This window comes from Methanocalculus sp. MC3 (assembly GCF_054767395.1).
In genome coordinates, this window is sequence record NZ_BAABMP010000001.1 from 420,430 (window position 1) to 440,737 (window position 20,308).

The window sequence follows — 20,308 nt, forward strand, 5'->3', positions numbered from 1 at the left end:
AAAAAAGATGATGATCAGAGTGCACTGATGATCGATCTGCGGGTTACGAGGCCGATCGGCTTCTCATCATTTGTTACAAGTACAGTACTGATATTCTTCTCGGTCATCAGGTCGATGATCGCCCCGACCGGTGTTCCCATTGGAACGGATGTGACGGGCGTGCTCATGATATCCTGTGCAATCAGGTTCCGAATCCGGTTGTCATGATGCTTCACCTCGACCATCTCCTTGAGCTTTACAAGGGCGAGGGCGAGATCGGTCTCGGTGACGATACCAAGGACGCGTCCGTTGTCATTGACAATGAACCGGGTTGCCGAGTCATCCACCATTCTCCGGTGAAGGTGGACGATCCGATCCTCTGGAGAGATTCTGGGTGCGAGCTCGATGACATCCTCAAGCGGGCAGTCGGGTTTCATGACCTTCAGCAGATCGCCCATTGTGACCATTCCGATCAGCTTATGTTCTGCATCCAGAACAACCACAATCTTATAGTTCTGGAGGAGGGGGATGAGAAGATCGATATCCTGGTCGGGATATGCGAAGGTAAAGTCCTCTTTAACCACATTTGCAACATGGATCTGGGTTGGAGGGATGGCTCCGGTCTTCTTGCTGCCGATCTTCTCGGCAATTGTCCGGCGTGATGCGGTTCCGATGACCTTGCCCTGGTTGGTAACGATGATCGGATCTATCCCTTCGCTGAGCATCCTGTCAAGCGCCTCTGTGATGAGGGCTGATTTCGCAATACTGACAGGTTTTGACATGATGTCTTTGATGGTTGTTTTCGTCGTCATTGTGCTACCTCTTTCAGTATGTCATCCCTTTTTAATATGCCTTTGATCTCACCGGCTTCTTCGGCGATGATACTGTTAATATGGTGCTCTCTCATCAACGCAATCGCACTTGATATCGATTCAGCCGGATTGATGGTGATCACAGGCCTCGACATCACATCTTCTGCGATCCCGGACAACTGCCGGACATGCCGCCGGTTCTTGGGTCCTCCGGATTCCTCCTTTCTCAGGTGTACAATATCCCGCTCCGGCACACCGTTCTGGTCGAAGGAATCGAAGAATGCTATGTTTGACTCGGTGATCACCCCGGCAAGCGTCCCGTCATTGTTGATCACCAGGATCTTGTCGTTCCTCTCCCTGATGAGATCAATGACGTGATTGAGCGAATGGTACCGTGAAACAGTCAGCACATCCTCCATGATATCGCCGACTGTTGAAGTGATCTGGTCAACCTCTCCTGATGCCATGATGTCGGTTTTCGTGATGATCCCCTCGACATGCCCACTGGCCATAACCGGAAGCCCGCTTACATCATGAGTAAGCATCATCCCTGCGGCTCTGGAAGCCGGAAGATCCGGTGTTACCGTAATTGGATCCTTCCGCATCATCACCTCAACAGGAATCCTGTCGATCGGCCTTCTCCTCCATATGGGGTCATGCTGCCGGAAACCATATGCAATATCCTTCTTGGTTATGATTCCGGCAAGTCTCTCATCATCCATCACGAGGAGCCGGGAGATCTTATGTCTCAGCATCAGGTTGCGTGCATACGCGATGTTCTCCTGCGTATTGACAACATAGACCGGGGCTGACATTATCTCTTGTACAATCATGGTGCATCACCTCGATGCGAGTGTTCTGACAAGGTCAAATTCTGTGATCATCCCGATAAGCCGGGCATCTTCTGTGACGGGGAATGCTCCGATGCGCTTCTGCACCATCTCCCGTGCAATGTCATTGATACTCTTGTCAGGTGTCGTTGTCTGGAGAGACCCCGTCATGATCGATCGGATCGGTAGCGCTGTAGCCTCACTCACATCTCCTGACTGGATCGTCCTGAAGACTTCGCCGGAGCCGACATACTTCATGATGTCGGTAGCCGTGACGATCCCAAAGAGGACATCACCCGAGACGACCGGGAGTCTTCTGAAATGGTATTTATTCATCTGCCGGGCAACATCGGCAATTGAGCAGTCGGGATTGGTTACCCGCGGGGATTCAGACATCACATCCTCAACCGAGAGGAGGCTCTGGCCCATAAAGAGGGCTTTTAAGAGGTCATGCTCGGTCACCATTCCGACAACTTTCGTCTCATCATCGATGATCGGTGCGCCGCCATGTCTTATATTGACGATCAGGTCGATTGCGTCGTCGATATCATCAGTCTCACGGAGTGTCATCACCTGTTCGGTCATGATCGTCCTGAGGTTCTCATTAATCGCAGAGAGGAAATTACCCTTATGCTTGGTTTTTACCAGGTTGTACCGGTCCCCTCCTCCCATGAAGTCGACAATATCAGATACCGTGATGATGCCCCTGAGCTGGCCGCTCCCGGCATCGGTGATCGGCAACCTGCGGAATCCCTCACGTGTCATCGTTGCGACACCATCGCAGATACTCATCGTCGGAGGAACACTGACAACGTTTGCAGTAGAAATGGCCATGATCCCGCCCTTCCTGTCTGCCGGGCGCGATTTGAATTCTATCGGGCCCCGATTCAACTTTCCCTGCATCATTAGGTGGCGTTCACCTTTGTTCTGGCCTGTTGTATTCTCATGCATGGTGATCCCTTACGTTTTTTGTACAAGGTTCTTCAGGACATCATGGCGATCCAGAATGCCGACGACAGTCCCGTCATCGACCACAGGAATGCGGCTGATGTCATGGGTGACAAGGAGGCGGGCAGCTTCGGAGACCGTGGCGTCCGGACTCGTTGTAAACACCGGTGTTGTCATGACGCGGGATATGGATGTTTTTGTACTGTTTCCAAATGATCGCCTGATACTGCCGTTTTCAATAAGGTCGCGGCGTGATATGATGCCGATCAGCTTCCTATCGGAAAGGACAGGGAGTGATGCATATCCACTCTCAACGATCCTTGAGTATACTTTCTGGATGCTCCAGTCCGCTTCCGAGCAGATCACATTCTTTGTCATCGCATCGCAAACACTTCCGGTGATCTCATGACGTGATACCAGAACCGGAAAGAGGTCCCTGAACAGAATTGCTCCGACGAATACCCCATTCTCTCTCAGGACAGAAACGCTGTCTGTACCTGCTTTCAGAATGACTGACCCGACCATCTCAAGGGAGGTATCCATGGCAACGGATGGCGCTTCACGGATAAATCCCGAGATGGTCACGTTTGATCGGGTATCGGTTACCTTCAGGACATCGGTGATATCGATCATACCGGTGAGATGCCCCTTCTCATCGGTGATATAAATCTCACGATACACATCATCACGTAAGATCTGACGTGCATGGGTAACGTACTCGTCTTTATGGAGGGAATGCACCTCTATCAGCAGATCGCCTGAGACTTTCATTGGATTGACTCCTCATCACGGCATACCGGGCAGATGTTCTGGTTGTCAAGATACATGAGATCGTCAGACATGCTTCCACACCTGTCGCAGACTCCGGCATGGTAGTCGTTCATGCGGTTTATGACGATCAGATCGTTCATAATCTCGTTGATCTCATTTGCTACGCTAAGGATGTCCCGTACAGTAAGGATTCCGATGACTTTTTTCTCCGCATTCACGACCGGTAACCTTCGGACACGGTTAATGACCATCATCCGTGCAGCATCGGCAATAGCTGCATCTGAATCGATCGTGATCAGCGGTGTGCTCATCACTTCCTTTACGTATACCTCGCCAGGTTTTCTGTCTTTTGCCATAACCTTGCAGTTGAAATCCTCCTCAGTAACAATGCCAATCGGCAGATTGTTCTGTAGCACGATACAGCTCCCGACCTCATCACGGCACATTGCACGTGCAGCCTCTGCAGTTGTTGCATTGGCATCGATTGTAGTCGGATTGAGTTTCATCACCTCCCGTACAGGGACGCGGGTTTCGAAGTCCATGTTGTCATTCTGTCTCATTTTCGTTTCACCTCCTTTTCTGCTCTCTTCGCTGATGACACATCTACTATGCAACGCCCATATTAAAAGATTCGTAAACCAGACACCCTGAGATGGTTTTGGTCTGCGGAGTCTCCTCACCAGCACTATTTTGGCAATAGGTGGGTAGTATTAATAAGAATTGGGAGAAGAGTACAAGTACCATGGCAGATCAGGTAACTGCCAGTGTTCAGGGGTTGACAGATGAGTATGTTTACTCGGGCTAAAAAAAGATTGAGTAAGTTTTTTCAGAATATTTTTCGCAGGAAACGTTCCAGAATAGGCATTTATGGCCCCCCAAATGCAGGGAAAACCACACTGGCGAACCGGATTGTCCGTGACTGTTCGGGTGACGCGATTGGTCCTGTTTCAGAGATTCCGCATGAAACACGCCGGGCACGGCGACGGGAAGATGTGGTGATCACCGGAGCAAACGGAAATACCCTCTCACTGGATATTGTCGATACTCCGGGTGTGACAACCAAGATCGACTATCATGAGTTTCTGGAATACGGCCTTGAGCAGGATGAAGCGATCTCCCGTGCACGTGAGGCAACCGAGGGTGTTGCAGAGGCGATGCACTGGCTCAGGGAGGATATCCATGGTGTCATCTATGTGATGGACAGCACACTGGATCCCTTCATGCAGGTGAATATCATGATGGTCGGGATTATCGAGAGCCGGGATCTCCCGGTGGTGATCGTCGCAAATAAGACAGACCTCCCCGATGCAGCACCATCGCGTATCAAGAGTGCATTCCCCCAGCACCCGGTCATCTCATTATCGGGACTTGAAGGGACAAATATGGAAGAACTCTACGATATGATGACCGAACACTTCAGGTGATCTCAATGATACAGGGAGTACAAATCGAACTCATCTCCGCAGACCGGCTTACAAATCTTACAACAATGGAGAAGATCAGGACGATCCTCGACTCGGTCATCCTCGGTAATATTGTTGTCCTTGAGCATGGTCTTACGCCGGATGAACAGAGTATGCTGGTTGAGGTGACTATGAGGGAGATCCGGCCCGGTGGCTTTTCAGGGATAGAGATGGAGACCTATCCGGGTAAAGAGGCTGAATCCGGCGGCATATTTGGGCGGCTCTTCAAAGGGAAGAAACCCCGGCAGGGAAGAATGACTGTGATCGGTCCTGCGGGCCAGCTGAAGATGCTGAAGATTGAACGTGACCGGCTTGTTGCCTGGGCCTCGCTTACATCGGGAGGATAATCAGTACCATGCCTCACAAATGTACCCAGTGCGGCCGCGAGTTTCGGGATGGCTCAACTGAGATCCTGAGGGGGTGCCCAAGCTGTGGAGGGAAGAAATTCTTCTACGTCAGCGAGAAGGTGAGGCATAAGGACGTCCTTGAAGAGAAGAGTATAAGTGAGATCGCAGAAGAGACGAACGAACCGATCCTTGAAGTCAAAACCCCTGAAAAACCCCATGCAGATATGTATGATCGGGTCGAGAGTGTCCGGATCGTTGGTCCCGGGAGTTATGAGTTAAATATTGAGAAACTTGCCAGAAGTGATGAGCGGGTCATTGGTGTCGGCAAGGATGGCAGCTATGTCGTTGATCTCATCTCGATGTCAAAGGCAAAAGGCAAAAAGCCGAAGACGAAGAAATAATCTCATCAATATTCGCCCTATTTTCTTTTTAAAGCCCTATCTTCGCATTATTTCCCAATCCTCCCCAATCTTTAAATAGTATGATGAGCTACAGATAACTGGATTTCTAACAGTAGTGGCCACCTGACCGCACCATGCATTCTCTTTGTATGCTTGTTCCGGGGTGTGTCGTTTCTATCGAATGTACCATACACTGGTACAGACAGATACCCGTCACGGAGGTGATTCTATGACAACACGCTATATCACATCGGTCTCTCAGATTCCGGGGCTCTCGGCTGAGGAGAAGAAAGATATCGGGAAAGTTGAAAACTGGTTCTCTTTCAAGGCAAGTGAATATTATCTGAACCTCATCGACTGGTCTGATCCATATGATCCGATCAGAAGGCTGATCATTCCTGATCCTGGTGAGATTGAGGCAGAAGATGGCGATCTTGATCCTTCAGGCGAATCGACATACACGGTAGTACCAGGTCTTCAGCATAAGTATGCACGTACCGGCCTTCTGCTCGTCTCAGACCGGTGTGCAGGCCTCTGCCGGTATTGCTTCAGAAAACGCCTCTTCGTTGAGGGGGCGGATGAGATCTCTCCTGATGTGACCGCCGGGATTAACTACATCAGGAAACATCCCGAGGTGACAAATGTCCTCCTCACCGGTGGTGATCCCCTGATGCTCCCGACAAGGAAACTCCGCGAGATTATCGCAGATATCAGGACGATTGATCATGTTCATATCATCCGGATAGGGAGCAAGATGCTGGCATATAATCCGATGCGTATCTCAGAGGATACGGAACTTCTTGGTCTCCTTCGCGAATACAGCCTGCCTGAGAAGCGGATCTACCTGATGAGCCAGTTCACCCATCCGCGTGAGATCACGCCGGAGGCCGAAAAGGCAATTTCCGCTCTGATTGATGCGGGTGTCATGATCCTGAACCAGACTCCGATTCTACGTGGAATAAATGATTCAGGTGATCTGCTGGCTGAACTCTTCCGGAAACTCTCCTTCGTTGGTGTGTCTCCCTACTATATCTTCCAGTGCCGCCCGACACATGGAAATCATATCTATTCTGTCCCCATCGAGGAGAGCTACCGGATATTTGAGGAGGCACGATCGCAGGTCTCCGGCATTGCCAAGCGTGCACGGTTTGTGATGTCACATGCCACCGGGAAGATCGAAATTGCTGCCTGTACGAAGGATTACGTGGTGATGAAGTATCATCAGGCAGCAGATCCCGAAGAGATGGGCAAGGTTGTTGTCTGCCGGAGAAACCCCTCGGCATACTGGTTTGATGACTATGTATCGATCGTCGACGAATGCCCCCTCTCCTCAATGGATGGTCCCCGCAATGATCTGGCGACCGGCGCACCCCCGGAAGCCGATACCCTCTCGGAGTGAAGGTTCCCCCTTCCCTCCGATACTCTTAAAGTCTTACCTGTTCTATTAGTATACCGCACAGTATGTGCTGGCTGAGGTAAGTCCGACGTGCTCGATGGCACTGCCCGTTATGGGGGCTTGGGATTACGGCGAGTCAGTTAAGGCTCTTTTCGTGACTTACAGTGAATGGCAACTGCCGGACACTCCTGCACTCTCTTGCAGGCAGCTAAACAAAAAATGAGGTATACATGGCACGAATGCATGCACGACGGAGAGGATCGTCGGGTTCTGTCCGTCCTTATAGAACGGATATTCCGGAATGGTCCAACACCGATCTCGCTGAGATCGAGAAGCTGATTGTTGGAATGAAGAAGGATGGCCTTTCTTCCTCTGTCATCGGTATGACGCTCAGGGACAAGTACGGTGTCCCCGATATCAAGCTGGTGACCGGTAAACGTATCGGAACAATCTTAAAGGAGAACGATCTTGTCTCCGAGATCCCCGAAGATCTTCGGAACCTGATGCAGAAGGCTCTTGGAATGCGGAAGCATCTCTCTGAAAATAAGAAGGATATCCACAACAAGCGCCAGCTCCAGCTGACCGAGTCAAAAGTCAGAAGACTGGTCAGGTACTATACAAAGTCAGGAAAGCTCCCGAAAGGGTGGACATACAAACCGGAGACCGCAGAGATTCTCCTTTCACGATAAATTATGCCTCTTTCGCCGTCAACTGAATTGCTTGCACAGCACCTGAAGTCATCAGGCTTTGTGGAGATCTATGCCCATCACGATGTCGATGGGGTAGCAGCGGCATCAATTCTATGTACGGCGTTAACAAGAATTCACGTTCCATTTCATCTTCATATTTGTTCAACAATCAGGACAGAGATGATCCCAACCGACACACCGGTTCTCCTCTGCGACTTTGGGTCGTCACTATCTGATCTCCCTGATTCGGTGATGGTTATAGACCACCATATCCCGTCATTTTCTGGTGAGTTCCATGTCAACCCGAGGCTCTTTGGCATCGATGGAGATCTTGAACTCTCGGCATCGGGAGCTGCATATTATGTTGCACGTGAGCTTGGTGAGAACCGCGACCTTGCAGGGCTTGCAATCCTTGGCGCAATCGGGGACAGGCAGGAGTTTCTGGGTCCAAACCGCGAGATCCTGAATGAAGGGATCGGCAACGGAGTGATCTCGACCAGGCCGGGCTTCATGCCTGCCGGCCGGACTTTCTATGATCGCCTCTTCCTGGCAACGGATCCATATCTTCCGGGGATATCCGGCAATGAGATTGTATGCAGGGAGATGGCGGGGCTCGTCCATCCGGATCGGCCCGCAGAAGAAGATTCATTCTTCCTCTCGCGGCTCGTACTCGGTGTCGATGAAACCGCATCTGCAATTGCGCTTCAGAGGCTTGTATCGGACAGCTATCAGCTTGAGCGTGAGGTGATCCCCTGGGCTCCTGCGATGTCAGCTGTTATCGATGCCTGTGGAAAATCCGGGCGTGGCGGCCTTGCCGTATCCCTCTGTATGGGTGATCCTGCCGGACTGGAGGAAGCATGGGATATCTTCTCGATATTCAGGCAGAGGATCCTTCAGGGAATTGGCTCAGTCGAAGAGATCGATGAGGGGTGGTACCGGGTGAACGATAAGACAGTCTCGTCCGATGTTGCCGATCTCCTTTCAACCGATCTCACACGGTCATCCCCGGTCTTTGTGATCACAGGAGATGACGAACTCTGCTCTGTCTCTGCCAGAACGCCTCCGGGTCTCCACCTGGATCTTGATAACATTGTCAGGACCGCTGCTGCTGCTGTAGGCGGCAGTGGCGGCGGGCATATGAAAAGGGCAGGGGCGACAATTCCTGCCGGGACTGATACACTCTTCCGGCAGGCGGTTATGGAGGCGATCCCGGCATGAAGATTAAGAGTGGCCGGATCCGGTCATACCATGTTTCGCCCGATTGTGTTGCAGGGAGTCTCTCTCCTGACAATACGGACACTATGGAGATGCATATATCTCACGACTATGTTGAGATGGTGATTCGCGACATGCCGTTGCGTTCGGCAATCGCAACTGTTGACGATTATCTGATGAACCTCTCGATTGCAGACTCACTCTGCTCCGAGAGGATAAAAAAGATGGAACAAGAACAGGCATAAATCGTAGTTTATGGTAATTTGGTGATACGATGGCAAAAAAGAAGCAGGTTGGACGCAGGGTCGAAGGCTGGAAGGCGAAGAGCTGGTACAAGGTCTATACCCCTGAGGTCTTTGGTAAAGTGTTTATCGGGGATATTGTCTCGGCAGATCCCGCAAACATGATGGGCCGCGTTATGCAGATCTCACTCGGTGAGATTGCACAGGACTACTCCAAACAGTACATCAAGATGCTGTTTCGGATTAACAATGTCGCAGGCGATGCAGCGTATACCGAGTTCATAGGCCATGAGGTGACCCGTGATTATATCCGTTCAAATGTTAAGCGGCGGACATCACGGATCGACACAACCGTGACCCTGAAAGTACAGGGTGGCCGTGAGATTCAGGTGACGATCACCTGTTTCACACTGAACCGGGCAAAACTCTCGCATATCCATGCAATCAGGGCAAAGATGGTTGAGGTTGTTACCCGCCTTGCCTCTGAGATGGATTACGATACCTTTGCAAAGGCAGGGGTAAACGGGGATATCTCGCGCGAGATCTTCAAGGAATCACGGACGATCTTCCCGATTCGCAGAATCGATGTGATCAAATCCGAAGCGGTCAGGACGGCAGCTGAGAAGGCTGCTGCCATTGCCGCATAATTTTTTTTTCGCTCCACAAAGGGGCATACTCATAACATATTGAGGTGTATCTCTATGCAGGATGACTGCGCAGAAGATACTTCTCCTGGTACTTGACGGTATAGCCGATCGGCCGTGTGATGCACTGGATGGGAAGACGCCTCTTCAGGCGGCGGCAACACCAGTTTTAGACCGCCTTGCAAAGGAGAGCGTCTGCGGAATCATGGATACCATTGCACCCGGTATCCGGCCGGGATCAGATACTGCACATCTGAGCCTTCTTGGATATCCTCCCGAACGCTATTATACGGGCAGGGGACCTCTTGAAGCTGAAGGATGCGGGATAAAAATGGAAGCCGGGATGATCGGGTTCCGTGGCAATTTCGGAAGCCTTGATTCGAATGGAACGATCCTCGACAGGAGAGCCGGGCGGATCTCTTCAACTGAACCTCTCTGTGCTGCGATCAGGGATGGTGTCGATCTCTCGGCATTTGGTGTGGAGCTATTCTTCGAACCTGGTGCCGGTCATCGTGCGGCTCTTGCATTCCGTGGGGAAGGGCTTGGAGCAGGTGTAACCTCCAATGATCCAAAACATGAACAGCTCCCTCCGCTTCCAATCCGGCCGATGACGGATGCCGGATCAGATCTCCACACATCCGAGGTGGCAAATGAGTTCCTCCGCCAGTCGCAGGAGATTCTCTTCGATCACCCTCTGAATAAGCAGAGGATAGCCGATGGGCTCCTTCCGGCAAATATTGTTCTGATCCGCGGTGCCGGGGTGATGGGTCGGTTTGAGCCGTTCCCCGAGAAATGGAGGATTACAGGGAGTGTTATCTCAGCAGCGGCCCTCATCTCGGGAATCGGATCCGCAGTTGGCCTTGAGCCGGTAACTGTACCGGGGATCACCGGATCGGCTGATTCCGATCTCACTGCAAAAATTGCATATACTGAAAAAGAGCTTGAGAGAAAGGATTTTGTGCTCCTGAATATCAAGGGCGCAGATGAGTTTGGCCATGATGGAAAGCCCCTTTTGAAACGTGATTTCATCGAGGTGATTGATTCTGCCCTTGCCCCGCTTCTTGAATGGAATGATATTGTCATTGCAATCTGTGCCGATCATACGACTCCGTGTTCGGTGATGGATCATTCAGGTGATCCTGTGCCGATCATCATTCGTGGTCCGGGTGTCAGGATTGATTCCGTTGCTGCCTTTGATGAGCTATCCGCTGCAACAGGAGGGCTTGGCAGGATCCGTGGCGGAGATCTTATGCCGATACTGGTTGACTTGATCAATAGATCTGAGAAGTACGGAGCATGAGGTGCAGGTTGGTATGGAGGAGAATGCAGTCCCGGCTCAGAATGGTTCCGTCCCTGACGAGATTCAACTGGAACGCCTGACATTAAAGGGATGTGTCATCCCTGATAAAACCGAGCTGCAGGAACGCATACTCAAGGCACCGGGTGATGTGATCGTCGGCGATCATTCACGAATCGACTATGGGATATCCGGGTATGATGTCTTCATAGCAGAGTCCTGTACCCTGAATGGGGATGTAATCGCAGAGGGTGATCTCAGGATCGGCAACTTCTGTGAAATTGACGGCAACCTCGTCTGCGATGCAGATGCCTTCATTGGCGAGGGTGTTACGATCCGGGGCAAACTCTCTGTGATGGGGAATCTCGATATTGGTGATAACGTCATGATCGAGAAGGGATTTGATGCCCGCGGCGATATCGAGGTCCGAAACCCGATGCCGGTGATCCTCTATATCCTCCTCTATGTCCTGACGATGCTCAGGCTCGAACATGAGGAAGAGATCGACAGGTTCATTGAGGAGATCTGTGAAGATGATGCTCATCCACTTATGCTTCCCTCAAAAACCCACCTTGATGAGTCACGGCTTCAGGTGCAGACCTCAATTGTGATCGGCTCAGGATGCAGGCTCCACGGTCAGATCCGGGGAGAGAAGGCAACGGTTGGGTCGAATACCACGCTCTTTGGAAGTATACGGGCAACAGATTCCATTGCGATCTCTTCTGGTACCGAAATTCACGGGAATGTGGAGGCCGGGCATGATATCGTCATTGAAGAGAATGTCCGGATACTTGGGAATGTGGAAGGGCAGCGGGTGACTATGGATGAGAATGCAACCGTTGAGGGTGTTATCAAATCAGTCGGCGGACTGACAATACAGAGGAAGAAGAGATGAAAGCTGAAGAGATTTTTGAGGTTCAAAACCTGACATTTGTTGAGCCTTCTTTTGGGGATCTATCAGGGATTGACTACCTCTCCGATCTCCTTGTCCTCCCCGCCAGAAGCGATTGTGCCAGGCTTCTGATTGATATGGATGATGATCCCCTGGCAGTAGCCCTTTCGGAAGACGGATCGGCATGGTGGGCATCAACCTGCCTGTACCGGCAGATGACGGGCGAGGAGATCGGACGATTTGAGGAGATTGGCGGTGATCTCTACCAGACAGAGCGGCATTTGTGGGAAAGGGCTGTCCGGAGGTCATTTGCCGAAGAGATCAGTGCTGCGGTAGATCCTGCATTTGAGGATGTTCCTCCGGACAGGACAGGAAAACTCGAATCCCTGATCCACGAGATATGGGGAAGTGAAGGATCTGGTCCATGCATCGACTGCTGCTGTGGCTCGGGGATCGGATCGGCTATTGTTTCAAAGATGGGGATGGAGCCGCTTGCCTATGATAATGATGAAGCGCTCATCGCCCGGGGGCTGATTGCAGGAAGGCTTGATCCGGAAGGAACCCTCTGCATTGATGGCAGGAGTGCCGATGTCTTCCTGCCTCCGGCTGAGAGGGGGCTTGGGATCATGCTCGGTGAGATTCACTCGTTTGGAACAGATCTCTGGGAAGAGCTTGTTATGGTGCTCTTTGATCTCTGTGAGGAGGCGCTGATCACTGTTGGGACCGAACGGGAGTCGGGGCTGATCAGGGAGTGGGGTGCATCGGTGGATCGGAAGATCGAGGTCTTTGAGAATGAGCGTGACCCGATCTACGATCGGTGGGTCTGTGTGGGGTGAGGGTTCTCACACTTCTTCACTCGGGCTTCCATCCATTAATTGCCGCTTCAGAAAGCATAAATACCCCTCTTCCATATTCAGCATATGCACAGAATGGTGAAGGGTTTACGTCAGTATTCCCAGGTTATTTTTTCTTTAACTGTTCTGCTTCTGGCATGTATCGTCACCTCGGGGTGTGTTGCAGAGGAGTCATCCGGAGCACCGGATCTGATCTTTCTGACAGAGGAATTCCCCCCATTCAATTATGATGATGGTGACTTAAAAGGGATCGCAGTTGAGCTCCTGTATGCTGCATATGAGGAGAAAGGGTTCTCATTGCCTGGGGATGCCATACGGATCGGACTCTTCACCGAAGGATATCAGACGACACGCACAACACCCGGATATGCTGTCTTTTCGACTGCGAGAAGACCTGAGCGGGAAGATCTGTTCCTCTGGGCAGGTCCGATCGCGTCGTACGATATCGTCCTCTTTGCACGCCGTGGAAGTGATATCACCGTTGCAGGGGATTCTGATCTCAACACTTTCAAAATTGGTGCAGTTGAAGATGATGTCTCGGTTCTGGAGCTGAAACGGGTAGGAGTAGATGATGCTCAGATCATCACCGATCCTGATCCAATAAACCTGATCCAGATGCTCGATGCAGGGGAGATTGATCTCTTTGCCTCAGGTGATCTTGCAGGAGAGTACCTGATCGCACAGGTAACAGGGAAATACGGCTATTTTAACCAGATATATCGGCTCACGACCGTGGATCTCTATTATGCATTCAACAGGGAGACCCCGCAGCAGGATGTCGAATGGTTTCAGTCTGCACTTGATGCCCTGAAAGAGACACCCTCAGATGGTGGTTTGAGCCGGTACGACCAGATACTGAACCGCTATATCCCATCACGGGGTCTTGCCACCCTCACGTATATGACTGAAGAGCATTATCCGTACAATTTCATGGAGGATGGTGCCCTTCAGGGGATCTCAGTTGATATTCTGGATGAGATCTTCTCGGATCTGAATACTGATCTCTCCCGCGACCAGGTGATTCTCTCCACATGGGAAGAGGGGTACCAAAAGACACTATCTGTTCCGGGATACGTCATCTTTTCAACTGCAAAAACCCCTGAGCGTGAAGACTTGTTCCTCTGGGCGGGTCCGATTGTCAGGAGTAGATACGTCCTCTTCATGCGATCTGGTGAAAGCGTGCAGACGGAAGAGGATCTTTTAAAACTCTCTATTGGAGCGATCACCGATGATATTGCCGGAGATGATCTCCGGTTACTCGGCTATGAGAAGATCACGTACGCAACCGGCGCAGAGGAACTGATACAGGCACTCGAAGCCGGGGAGATCGATGCATGGGCATATGCTGAGTATCCCGGAATCAGGCTGATCGGGATGCATGCACAGCACCCGGAGTCGATCGTCATTGGCTATCCCCTCACGATGCATGAATATTATGTCGCGTTTAACCGTGAGACTCCCGAGCCTCTTATTGTGGCGTTCCAGCAGGCGCTTGACCGAATACGATCAGAAAAGGATGCCTTTGGTGTTAGCCGGTATGAGCGGATCCTCTACCGGCATCTCACTCCGGGATATGCAACTGAGGTGCTGACGAAAGAGGACGCAATCGATCTCGTATCATCGACAGCAGCAGCATTGAAACGGGATGCCCCGGCAACACTCCGGGAGATCAATGCGGCGAGTACCATCTATAATGTCCCTGATAAACCCGGACTCTATGTCTTTGTCTATGATACCGATGTCGTCATGGTTGCCCATGCAACAAATATCCATCTCGTCGGGGTGAGTTTCAAAGGTAAGACTGATGTCACCGGAAAGGCGTTTCGGGATATGATGGTGGAAGGAGCACTGGAGAATGGTTCCGGGTGGGAGGATTATATCTATATCAGTCCGGCAGAGAGCGGACTCTTCTGGAAGAGCACATACTATCAGCTTGTAACCGGGAGTGACGGGAAAGAGTATGTGGTCTGTAGCGGGATCTTCAGGACGGGGTAAAATGGGGGTTGTTTCAGATCGACCTTCCAGATTACATGGTCTCTCAGGTCTGCATAATGGGCGTAGGTTTAGACAATCGAGGTCTTTGAGAATGAGCGTGGCTCGATCTATGACCAGTGGTTGGTCTGTGTGGGGTGAGGGTTCTCACTCTTCTTTACATGTATTGTCCATCATTCAATCACCATTTGAGAAAACATAAATACCTTTCTTCGTAATTTTAGGATATGCACAGGAAGGTGAAGGGTTTACGTCAGTACTCCCTGATTGTTTTTTCTCTCTTAATTCTGCTTTCGGCATGCATTGGCATCTCCGGATGTGTTACTGAGGAGTCATCCGGAGCACCGGATCTGATCTTTCTGACCGAAGAATTCCCGCCATTCAATTATGAAGAGGATGGTGAACTGAAAGGGATCGCAGTTGAGCTCCTGTATGCTGCATATGAGGAGAAAGGATTCGTACTGCCTGATGATGCCATACGGATCGGACTCTTCACCGATGGATATCAGACCGCACGCTCAACACCTGGATATGTCATCTTCTCGACTGCGAGAAGACCTGAGCGGGAAGATCAGTTCCTCTGGGCAGGCCCGATCACATCGTTCAATGTTGTTCTCTTCTCCCGGCGTGGCAGTGGTATCACCGTTGCAGAGGATTCAGATCTCAACAATTTCAAAATTGGTGCAGTTGAAGATGACGTATCGGTTCTGGAGCTGAAACGGGTAGGAGTAGATGATGCTCAGATCATCACCGATCCCGATCCAATAAACCTGATCTGGATGCTTGACCGGGGCGAGATCGATCTCTTTGCCTCAGGTGACCTTGCCGGAGAGTACCTGATCGCAGAAGAAACCGGGAAATACGGCTATTTTAACCAGATATACCAGCTAACAGAGTTGGATACATATTATGCTTTTCATAAGGAAACACCAAAACAGCAGATCGAATGGTTTCAGTCTGCACTTGATGCCCTGAAAGAGACCCCCGCAGATGGTGGGTTGAGCCGGTACGACCAGATACTCAACCGGTATATGCCTTCCCGAGGTCTTGCCACCCTCACCTATATGACCGAAGAGTATTACCCGTATAATTTCAAGCAGGATGGTATCGTGCAGGGTATCTCGGTTGATATCCTTGAGGAGGTCTTCACTGATCTGAACACCGACCTCTCCCGCGACCAGATGTTCCTATCCACATGGGAGGATGGATACCAGAAAGCCCTTACCATACCCGGTTATGTCCTCTTCTCAACTGCACGGACCCCCGAGCGGGAAGATCTCTTCCTCTGGGCAGGGCCAATTATCAGGAGCAGAAATGTCGTCTTCATGCGAGCCGGTGAAAGCGTCCAGACGGAAGAGGAGCTCTTCAAACTCTCTATCGGGGCAGTCACCGATGATATTGCCGGAGATGATCTCCGATTACTCGGCTATGAGAATACCACGTACGCAACCGGCGCAGAGGAACTGATACAGGCACTCGAAGCCGGGGAGATCGATGCATGGGCATATGCTGAGTATCCCGGAATCAGGCTGATCGGGATGTATGCCGAGCACTCGGAATCGATCATCATCGGCTATCCCCTCACGATGCATGAGTATTATGTCACCTTCAACCGTGAGACTCCCGAGCCTCTTATTGTGGCGTTCCAGCAGGCGCTAGACCGGATACGATCTGAAAAGGATGTGTATGGGGTCAGCCGGTACGAGCGGATCCTCTATCGGTATCTCACCCCGGCATATGCAACCGATTTCCTGACTGAAGAGGAGGCAGTAGGGCTCGTCTCCCTGACAGCAGATGCACTTGAAGATGATGCCCCGGCAACGATCCGGGCGATCAATGCCGGGCGCCATCCATACAGAAATGAAAAGAAACCCGGACTCTATGTCTTTGTTTATGACACCGATGTGGTAATGGTTGCTGATGCAACGAATATCCATCTTGTCGGGGTGAGTTTCAAGGGGAAGACCGATGTGACGGGAGAGGCATTCCAGGACAAAATGGTTACTGGAGCATTGGAGAATGGTTCCGGGTGGGAGGATTATGTCTCTATCAACCCGGCAGAGAGCGGCCTCTTCTGGAAGAGCACCTACTATCAGCTTGTGACCGGGAGTGACGGAAAAGAGTACGTGGTCTGTAGCGGGATCTTCAGGACGGAGTGAGAGGGGAAGATCCTACCTCCTCTTCTGTTCGTCCTCATCGGTTCTGCACTCGAGATCCGCGAGGATCATCAGGGGATCATCCTCTTCCCGGACAAGGCTGCGTATCCGCTTCAGCCGTTCGACTCCGATGAAGTGCTCTGCCATCACCCTGCCAAATGGCGAGAGCTCGATCACCCCGCCTTTTCGATGGATAAGCCTGTACTTCTCCATCTCGGGGATGGCATCCTCGAGTGTTCCGACCATCCGCTCGTTCATGGACTCGAGATCCTGCTCGATGCCGCGGGCGACAACGGCATTTGCCGCATATTCTTCACTGCTCTCCTCCATCCCGTAGACGGGTGCGACCTCCTCCATCACGCCCCTGAGAAGGTTGATCGCCACCTCCTCCTCGGTCGCCTTTGACTCCCGCGAATATGATCCGCCGGGCTCAGCCAGGATCACGACACGCCCTGCATCATGGAAGTCGGGCCGGCCGGCTCTTCCGATCATCTGGTGGAACTCCTGTACCGTCAGCCATTCGATCCCCATTGCCAGGGCATCAAAGATCACCTGTGATGCAGGAAAATCAACACCCGCTGCAAGGGCGGCTGTTGTGACGACTGCGGCGAGTTTACCTTTAGTGAACCGGGACTCGATATCTCTCCGTTCCTGTGCCGTGAGTCCGGCATGGTAGGGGGCTGCACGCGGGCCGATTGCATCGGCGATCTGGTGGCAGCGGGATCGTGCGTTTGTGAAGACGATCGTCTGCCCTTTGAATCCTTTGGAAGAGGTCTTCCCAAACTCCTCGAAGATCAGACGCTTGGTTGTTGGGATCTTCGCTTCCCGTTCAACGAAGAGGAGATGGCGATCAAGTGAAACCGGCCGTTCTGCATAGGTGACCAGGTTCGCATTCAGTTTCTTTGCAAGGAGATGGGGTGCACCGATTGTTGCCGAGAGATAGATGAACTGCGTCTTCGGGGCGATCTGCTTCAGGCGGGCGATCATCCCGTCAAGGCGGTGGCCACGCTCCGGATCTTCGAGCATCTGCACCTCATCGATCACCACAGTCCCGATATTCCGAAGCTGCCGCCCTCTTCTCAGGATATTGTCGACCCCTTCATAGGTCCCGATGATGATATCCGATCCCGCATCCCGCCGTGCAGGGGATCGTGTCTCGGGGAGGTTCAGCCGGGAGACGCCGGTTGAGATGGAGACGCTTGCCAGGTTTTTGTATGTCTCGGAGAACCGCTCGTACTTCTGGTTTGCCAGTGCAACCAGCGGCACCAGGAAGAGGAGACGTCCCCGCCCTTCAAGAAGGTTCTTGAGACCTGCCATCTCTCCGATAAATGTCTTCCCACTGGCTGTTGCTGCAACGACAAGCAGGTGTTTCCCAAAGAGGAGACCAGACTCAACTGCAAGCTGTTGTGCGGGCATCAGGGAGGTGATAGAGACTGCATCAACAAACTCGCGGGGCAGCGGGAGCTCTTCCAGCCGTTGTGTATCTGAAACCGGATGCGCATCGACCCTGTCAAAGAGGGTCTTCTTCATATCGAGGTTCTCCGGCTGGATGATCGCAAGGACCGCCTCGAGATCGCGGTGCTCCATCAGGAGATCTTCAATATGGGCACGGGTCTTCTTCCCGAGCTTTCTAAGATGAGACAGTTCGCGTGAGAGTTCTTTCTTTGCACAATCCGGGCAGATCAGCTCACGGCCGCACCGGATTTTGGTCTCTTTGGAGAGCTGGGTGATCTGATCTTCCAGGAGGCAGATTCTGCATATATCGACAAATGAATATGGTATCTGAAGATTTTCCAGAAACTCTTCAAAAGCAGCATCATGCTGGGTCAGATACACCTCGCCCTGGCGAAGAGCGACAAGCAGATCCTTGGTGGGTGTCTTCTTTGGGTGGGATGCACCCGGCCTTCTGACCATAAACTCATCGGGCCGTATCCCCCGTGTCGTCCTCGCAAGGGATACGGTGCCGACATGCCGGATTCTCCGGTCATCAAAGAAGAGGATCCGATAGGCTTTCTTCCATGGGAGGATGATTGCGCTCATAGGTGCTTACTGCACCGCCAGATCGTGGATGGTATAGGAGAGTCCTGCGGTTTCAAGCCGTTTGATAAAGTCGGTGAACTCAGAATCAACAACGATGATCGCACAGTTCATTCCGTGAAATGCTGCTTCAATGACACCTTCTCGTGCGCCATAGAACATATCGGATCTGATGCCTGATCGTTTCAGTGCCATATATGCCTCAACACCGACAGCACCGACGATCTCTGCCTTCTGTACGATCTTGAAGAGCCGGTCTCGCTCAACGACGCGGGACCCGCCCCGTTCGATCCGGGGGACCTTGCAGACGAAGACCGATCCTTCGGTATGCTCGATGATCCCGCTCAATCGTGCAACCCCTACATCAGTTCCCTTCTCGGCATCATCGATGGCAATGCCTGTTGCTGACTGGGTCTCCTTCCCTGCATACAGCCATCCCCCTTTCATGAAGACGCCGACCGAATCGCCTTTCTTCAGATCCTCACCCGCAATTGCAGCCCATATTGCTACCTGCTGTATGATATCCCGCCTGATATGGCGTGCATAGCTCTCGAGCTGCTCAGCACTTGAGAGCACCCACTCAATTCCCTTCCGGGTGACACTGTACCGGCCCCGCCCTTCTGCGGTGATCAGCTCGTCATCTGCGAGATCGCGGATGTACTCGGAGATTGCCTGCGGGGTTACCCCGAGCTTCTCGGCGATCTCCTGCTGGCGTATTGATGGCTGGTGCTCGGCTACTTCGACGAGAACCTGAAACCGTGTCGTCTCCCTTTTACTTCTGAGAAGATTCCCAAGGGGATCCTTACTTTTCTCCATCAAGGAGTATCAACCCCTGTCCCCGGACATCAAAATGTGGCAGACGCTTTGCGATGCCCTTGACATAGATCGGTTTTACACCAACTTTCCGCGCGATCTCGCCGATGGAGGTGTTGCCTGAATCAACTTCAGCCTTTATGTTATCGGATAGTTCCCTGAGTGTCTCGTCGTTAGATGTGGATATATAGAGCATCGAGACGAGATCCTCCATTGTGCACTGGAAATTTGCCCTGAACTTCTGATAATTTACCCGGTATTCCTTCTCTGGTTTTCTTCCCGGAAGCGTTCTCCATTGCTCGTCGATCAGGTTTCCCTTCTTCAGCATCTTCAGGCAATGGTTGATACATTCACCTTCATACTGCTGATTCAGTTCCTCCTCAGTCACCCATGACTTCGAGAGCAATTCATAAACCATTTTATACCCTGAGTTGTTAAACGTAACAAGCAGAGGTACTAGCTCCACCGGGTCGCTTACAATTTTCGTCTTAGGATGATCCGTCACTGCAAAAACCCTATGTACTATATTG

21 protein-coding genes are annotated in these 20,308 nt (G+C 51.7%); 13 read left to right on the top strand and 8 right to left on the bottom strand.

What is annotated here, in order from left to right; all coding sequences use genetic code 11:
• Positions 1–14: 14 nt before the first annotated feature.
• Genes ACYUBO_RS02170 through ACYUBO_RS02190 form a run of 5 tightly spaced genes read right to left on the bottom strand, consistent with a single transcriptional unit; the run spans position 15 to position 3,900 of the window.
• Positions 15–791: a CBS domain-containing protein gene (locus ACYUBO_RS02170; RefSeq protein WP_460372021.1), complete on the bottom strand. Its 777-nt coding sequence runs from the start codon at positions 789–791 to the stop codon at positions 15–17.
• Positions 788–1,624 carry a CBS domain-containing protein gene (locus tag ACYUBO_RS02175; protein ID WP_300331620.1) on the bottom strand — a complete coding sequence of 279 codons (837 nt, stop codon included), beginning with the start codon at positions 1,622–1,624 and terminating at the stop codon, positions 788–790. Before ACYUBO_RS02175 ends, ACYUBO_RS02170 begins: the two co-directional genes overlap by 4 nt.
• Before the next feature lie 6 nt (positions 1,625–1,630).
• Complete coding sequence (locus ACYUBO_RS02180) at positions 1,631–2,572, bottom strand: CBS domain-containing protein (RefSeq protein ID WP_300331624.1); 942 nt, start codon at positions 2,570–2,572, stop codon at positions 1,631–1,633.
• Positions 2,573–2,581: 9 nt separating this feature from the next.
• Positions 2,582–3,340, bottom strand: a complete 759-nt coding sequence (locus tag ACYUBO_RS02185) for a CBS domain-containing protein (RefSeq protein WP_460372024.1) — start codon at positions 3,338–3,340, stop codon at positions 2,582–2,584.
• Entirely contained in the window at positions 3,337–3,900 is a 564-nt protein-coding gene (locus ACYUBO_RS02190; protein ID WP_460372026.1) for a CBS domain-containing protein, read from the bottom strand. Before ACYUBO_RS02190 ends, ACYUBO_RS02185 begins: the two co-directional genes overlap by 4 nt.
• A 222-nt stretch (positions 3,901–4,122) precedes the next feature.
• Between ACYUBO_RS02190 and dipA the strand changes: the two genes are divergently transcribed.
• The 13 genes from dipA (at position 4,123) to ACYUBO_RS02255 (ending at position 16,931) form a co-directional block, all read left to right on the top strand.
• A complete protein-coding gene (gene dipA, locus ACYUBO_RS02195; protein ID WP_300332084.1) occupies positions 4,123–4,764 on the top strand; it encodes a divisome-positioning GTPase DipA in 642 nt (213 codons plus the stop codon).
• 5 nt (positions 4,765–4,769) lie between these two features.
• Positions 4,770–5,150 carry a divisome-positioning protein B gene (gene dipB, locus ACYUBO_RS02200; protein WP_300332086.1) on the top strand — a complete coding sequence of 127 codons (381 nt, stop codon included), beginning with the start codon at positions 4,770–4,772 and terminating at the stop codon, positions 5,148–5,150.
• Between the two features lie 8 nt (positions 5,151–5,158).
• A complete protein-coding gene (dipC, locus tag ACYUBO_RS02205) occupies positions 5,159–5,551 on the top strand; it encodes a divisome-positioning protein C (protein WP_300332088.1) in 393 nt (130 codons plus the stop codon).
• A gap of 229 nt (positions 5,552–5,780) precedes the next feature.
• Positions 5,781–6,950, top strand: coding sequence for a KamA family radical SAM protein (locus ACYUBO_RS02210; protein ID WP_300332090.1), 1,170 nt, complete (start codon positions 5,781–5,783; stop codon positions 6,948–6,950).
• A 227-nt stretch (positions 6,951–7,177) separates the two neighbouring features.
• Positions 7,178–7,636, top strand: coding sequence for a 30S ribosomal protein S15 (locus ACYUBO_RS02215; protein WP_460372029.1), 459 nt, complete (start codon positions 7,178–7,180; stop codon positions 7,634–7,636).
• Between the two features lie 3 nt (positions 7,637–7,639).
• On the top strand, positions 7,640–8,854 hold the full coding sequence (locus ACYUBO_RS02220; RefSeq protein ID WP_460372031.1) for a DHHA1 domain-containing protein: 1,215 nt from the start codon (positions 7,640–7,642) through the stop codon (positions 8,852–8,854).
• Positions 8,851–9,096 carry a KEOPS complex subunit Pcc1 gene (locus ACYUBO_RS02225; protein ID WP_460372033.1) on the top strand — a complete coding sequence of 82 codons (246 nt, stop codon included), beginning with the start codon at positions 8,851–8,853 and terminating at the stop codon, positions 9,094–9,096. The genes ACYUBO_RS02220 and ACYUBO_RS02225 overlap by 4 nt, the downstream gene beginning before the upstream one ends.
• Before the next feature lie 29 nt (positions 9,097–9,125).
• A complete protein-coding gene (locus ACYUBO_RS02230) occupies positions 9,126–9,740 on the top strand; it encodes a 30S ribosomal protein S3ae (RefSeq protein ID WP_300330934.1) in 615 nt (204 codons plus the stop codon).
• Positions 9,741–9,801: 61 nt separating this feature from the next.
• Positions 9,802–11,037: a 2,3-bisphosphoglycerate-independent phosphoglycerate mutase gene (locus ACYUBO_RS02235; RefSeq protein ID WP_460372035.1), complete on the top strand. Its 1,236-nt coding sequence runs from the start codon at positions 9,802–9,804 to the stop codon at positions 11,035–11,037.
• Between the two features lie 13 nt (positions 11,038–11,050).
• A complete protein-coding gene (locus tag ACYUBO_RS02240; protein ID WP_460372037.1) occupies positions 11,051–11,929 on the top strand; it encodes a polymer-forming cytoskeletal protein in 879 nt (292 codons plus the stop codon).
• Positions 11,926–12,762, top strand: coding sequence for a hypothetical protein (locus ACYUBO_RS02245; RefSeq protein WP_300330925.1), 837 nt, complete (start codon positions 11,926–11,928; stop codon positions 12,760–12,762). Before ACYUBO_RS02240 ends, ACYUBO_RS02245 begins: the two co-directional genes overlap by 4 nt.
• 84 nt (positions 12,763–12,846) lie before the next feature.
• Positions 12,847–14,775 (top strand): transporter substrate-binding domain-containing protein, encoded by a 1,929-nt coding sequence (locus tag ACYUBO_RS02250; protein WP_460372039.1) that lies wholly within the window; start codon positions 12,847–12,849, stop codon positions 14,773–14,775.
• Between the two features lie 224 nt (positions 14,776–14,999).
• Positions 15,000–16,931: a transporter substrate-binding domain-containing protein gene (locus ACYUBO_RS02255; RefSeq protein WP_460372041.1), complete on the top strand. Its 1,932-nt coding sequence runs from the start codon at positions 15,000–15,002 to the stop codon at positions 16,929–16,931.
• Between the two features lie 12 nt (positions 16,932–16,943).
• Here ACYUBO_RS02255 and ACYUBO_RS02260 read toward each other — a convergent pair whose 3' ends face one another.
• Genes ACYUBO_RS02260 through ACYUBO_RS02270 form a run of 3 tightly spaced genes read right to left on the bottom strand, consistent with a single transcriptional unit; the run spans position 16,944 to position 20,283 of the window.
• Positions 16,944–18,968 (bottom strand): DEAD/DEAH box helicase, encoded by a 2,025-nt coding sequence (locus ACYUBO_RS02260; RefSeq protein ID WP_460372043.1) that lies wholly within the window; start codon positions 18,966–18,968, stop codon positions 16,944–16,946.
• 6 nt (positions 18,969–18,974) lie between these two features.
• Positions 18,975–19,781 (bottom strand): DUF7839 domain-containing protein, encoded by an 807-nt coding sequence (locus ACYUBO_RS02265; RefSeq protein WP_300333014.1) that lies wholly within the window; start codon positions 19,779–19,781, stop codon positions 18,975–18,977.
• Complete coding sequence (locus ACYUBO_RS02270) at positions 19,768–20,283, bottom strand: ArsR family transcriptional regulator (protein WP_300333016.1); 516 nt, start codon at positions 20,281–20,283, stop codon at positions 19,768–19,770. The genes ACYUBO_RS02265 and ACYUBO_RS02270 overlap by 14 nt, the downstream gene beginning before the upstream one ends.
• Positions 20,284–20,308: the final 25 nt, after the last annotated feature.

Excerpts from the sequence above, each read along its gene's own strand:
- ACYUBO_RS02245 (WP_300330925.1), top strand. The coding sequence starts at position 11,926 with ATGAAAGCTGAAGAGATTTTTGAGGTTCAAAACCTGACATTTGTTGAG.
- dipA (WP_300332084.1), top strand. The coding sequence starts at position 4,123 with ATGAGTATGTTTACTCGGGCTAAAAAAAGATTGAGTAAGTTTTTTCAG.
- ACYUBO_RS02265 (WP_300333014.1), bottom strand. The coding sequence starts at position 19,781 with ATGGAGAAAAGTAAGGATCCCCTTGGGAATCTTCTCAGAAGTAAAAGG.
- dipC (WP_300332088.1), top strand. The coding sequence starts at position 5,159 with ATGCCTCACAAATGTACCCAGTGCGGCCGCGAGTTTCGGGATGGCTCA.
- ACYUBO_RS02220 (WP_460372031.1), top strand. The coding sequence starts at position 7,640 with ATGCCTCTTTCGCCGTCAACTGAATTGCTTGCACAGCACCTGAAGTCA.
- ACYUBO_RS02235 (WP_460372035.1), top strand. The coding sequence starts at position 9,802 with ATGACTGCGCAGAAGATACTTCTCCTGGTACTTGACGGTATAGCCGAT.
- ACYUBO_RS02170 (WP_460372021.1), bottom strand. The coding sequence starts at position 791 with ATGACGACGAAAACAACCATCAAAGACATCATGTCAAAACCTGTCAGT.
- ACYUBO_RS02240 (WP_460372037.1), top strand. The coding sequence starts at position 11,051 with ATGGAGGAGAATGCAGTCCCGGCTCAGAATGGTTCCGTCCCTGACGAG.
- ACYUBO_RS02190 (WP_460372026.1), bottom strand. The coding sequence starts at position 3,900 with ATGAGACAGAATGACAACATGGACTTCGAAACCCGCGTCCCTGTACGG.
- ACYUBO_RS02260 (WP_460372043.1), bottom strand. The coding sequence starts at position 18,968 with ATGAGCGCAATCATCCTCCCATGGAAGAAAGCCTATCGGATCCTCTTC.
- ACYUBO_RS02230 (WP_300330934.1), top strand. The coding sequence starts at position 9,126 with ATGGCAAAAAAGAAGCAGGTTGGACGCAGGGTCGAAGGCTGGAAGGCG.
- ACYUBO_RS02255 (WP_460372041.1), top strand. The coding sequence starts at position 15,000 with ATGCACAGGAAGGTGAAGGGTTTACGTCAGTACTCCCTGATTGTTTTT.
- ACYUBO_RS02250 (WP_460372039.1), top strand. The coding sequence starts at position 12,847 with ATGCACAGAATGGTGAAGGGTTTACGTCAGTATTCCCAGGTTATTTTT.
- ACYUBO_RS02185 (WP_460372024.1), bottom strand. The coding sequence starts at position 3,340 with ATGAAAGTCTCAGGCGATCTGCTGATAGAGGTGCATTCCCTCCATAAA.
- ACYUBO_RS02180 (WP_300331624.1), bottom strand. The coding sequence starts at position 2,572 with ATGCATGAGAATACAACAGGCCAGAACAAAGGTGAACGCCACCTAATG.
- ACYUBO_RS02175 (WP_300331620.1), bottom strand. The coding sequence starts at position 1,624 with ATGATTGTACAAGAGATAATGTCAGCCCCGGTCTATGTTGTCAATACG.
- ACYUBO_RS02225 (WP_460372033.1), top strand. The coding sequence starts at position 8,851 with ATGAAGATTAAGAGTGGCCGGATCCGGTCATACCATGTTTCGCCCGAT.
- ACYUBO_RS02210 (WP_300332090.1), top strand. The coding sequence starts at position 5,781 with ATGACAACACGCTATATCACATCGGTCTCTCAGATTCCGGGGCTCTCG.
- ACYUBO_RS02215 (WP_460372029.1), top strand. The coding sequence starts at position 7,178 with ATGGCACGAATGCATGCACGACGGAGAGGATCGTCGGGTTCTGTCCGT.
- dipB (WP_300332086.1), top strand. The coding sequence starts at position 4,770 with ATGATACAGGGAGTACAAATCGAACTCATCTCCGCAGACCGGCTTACA.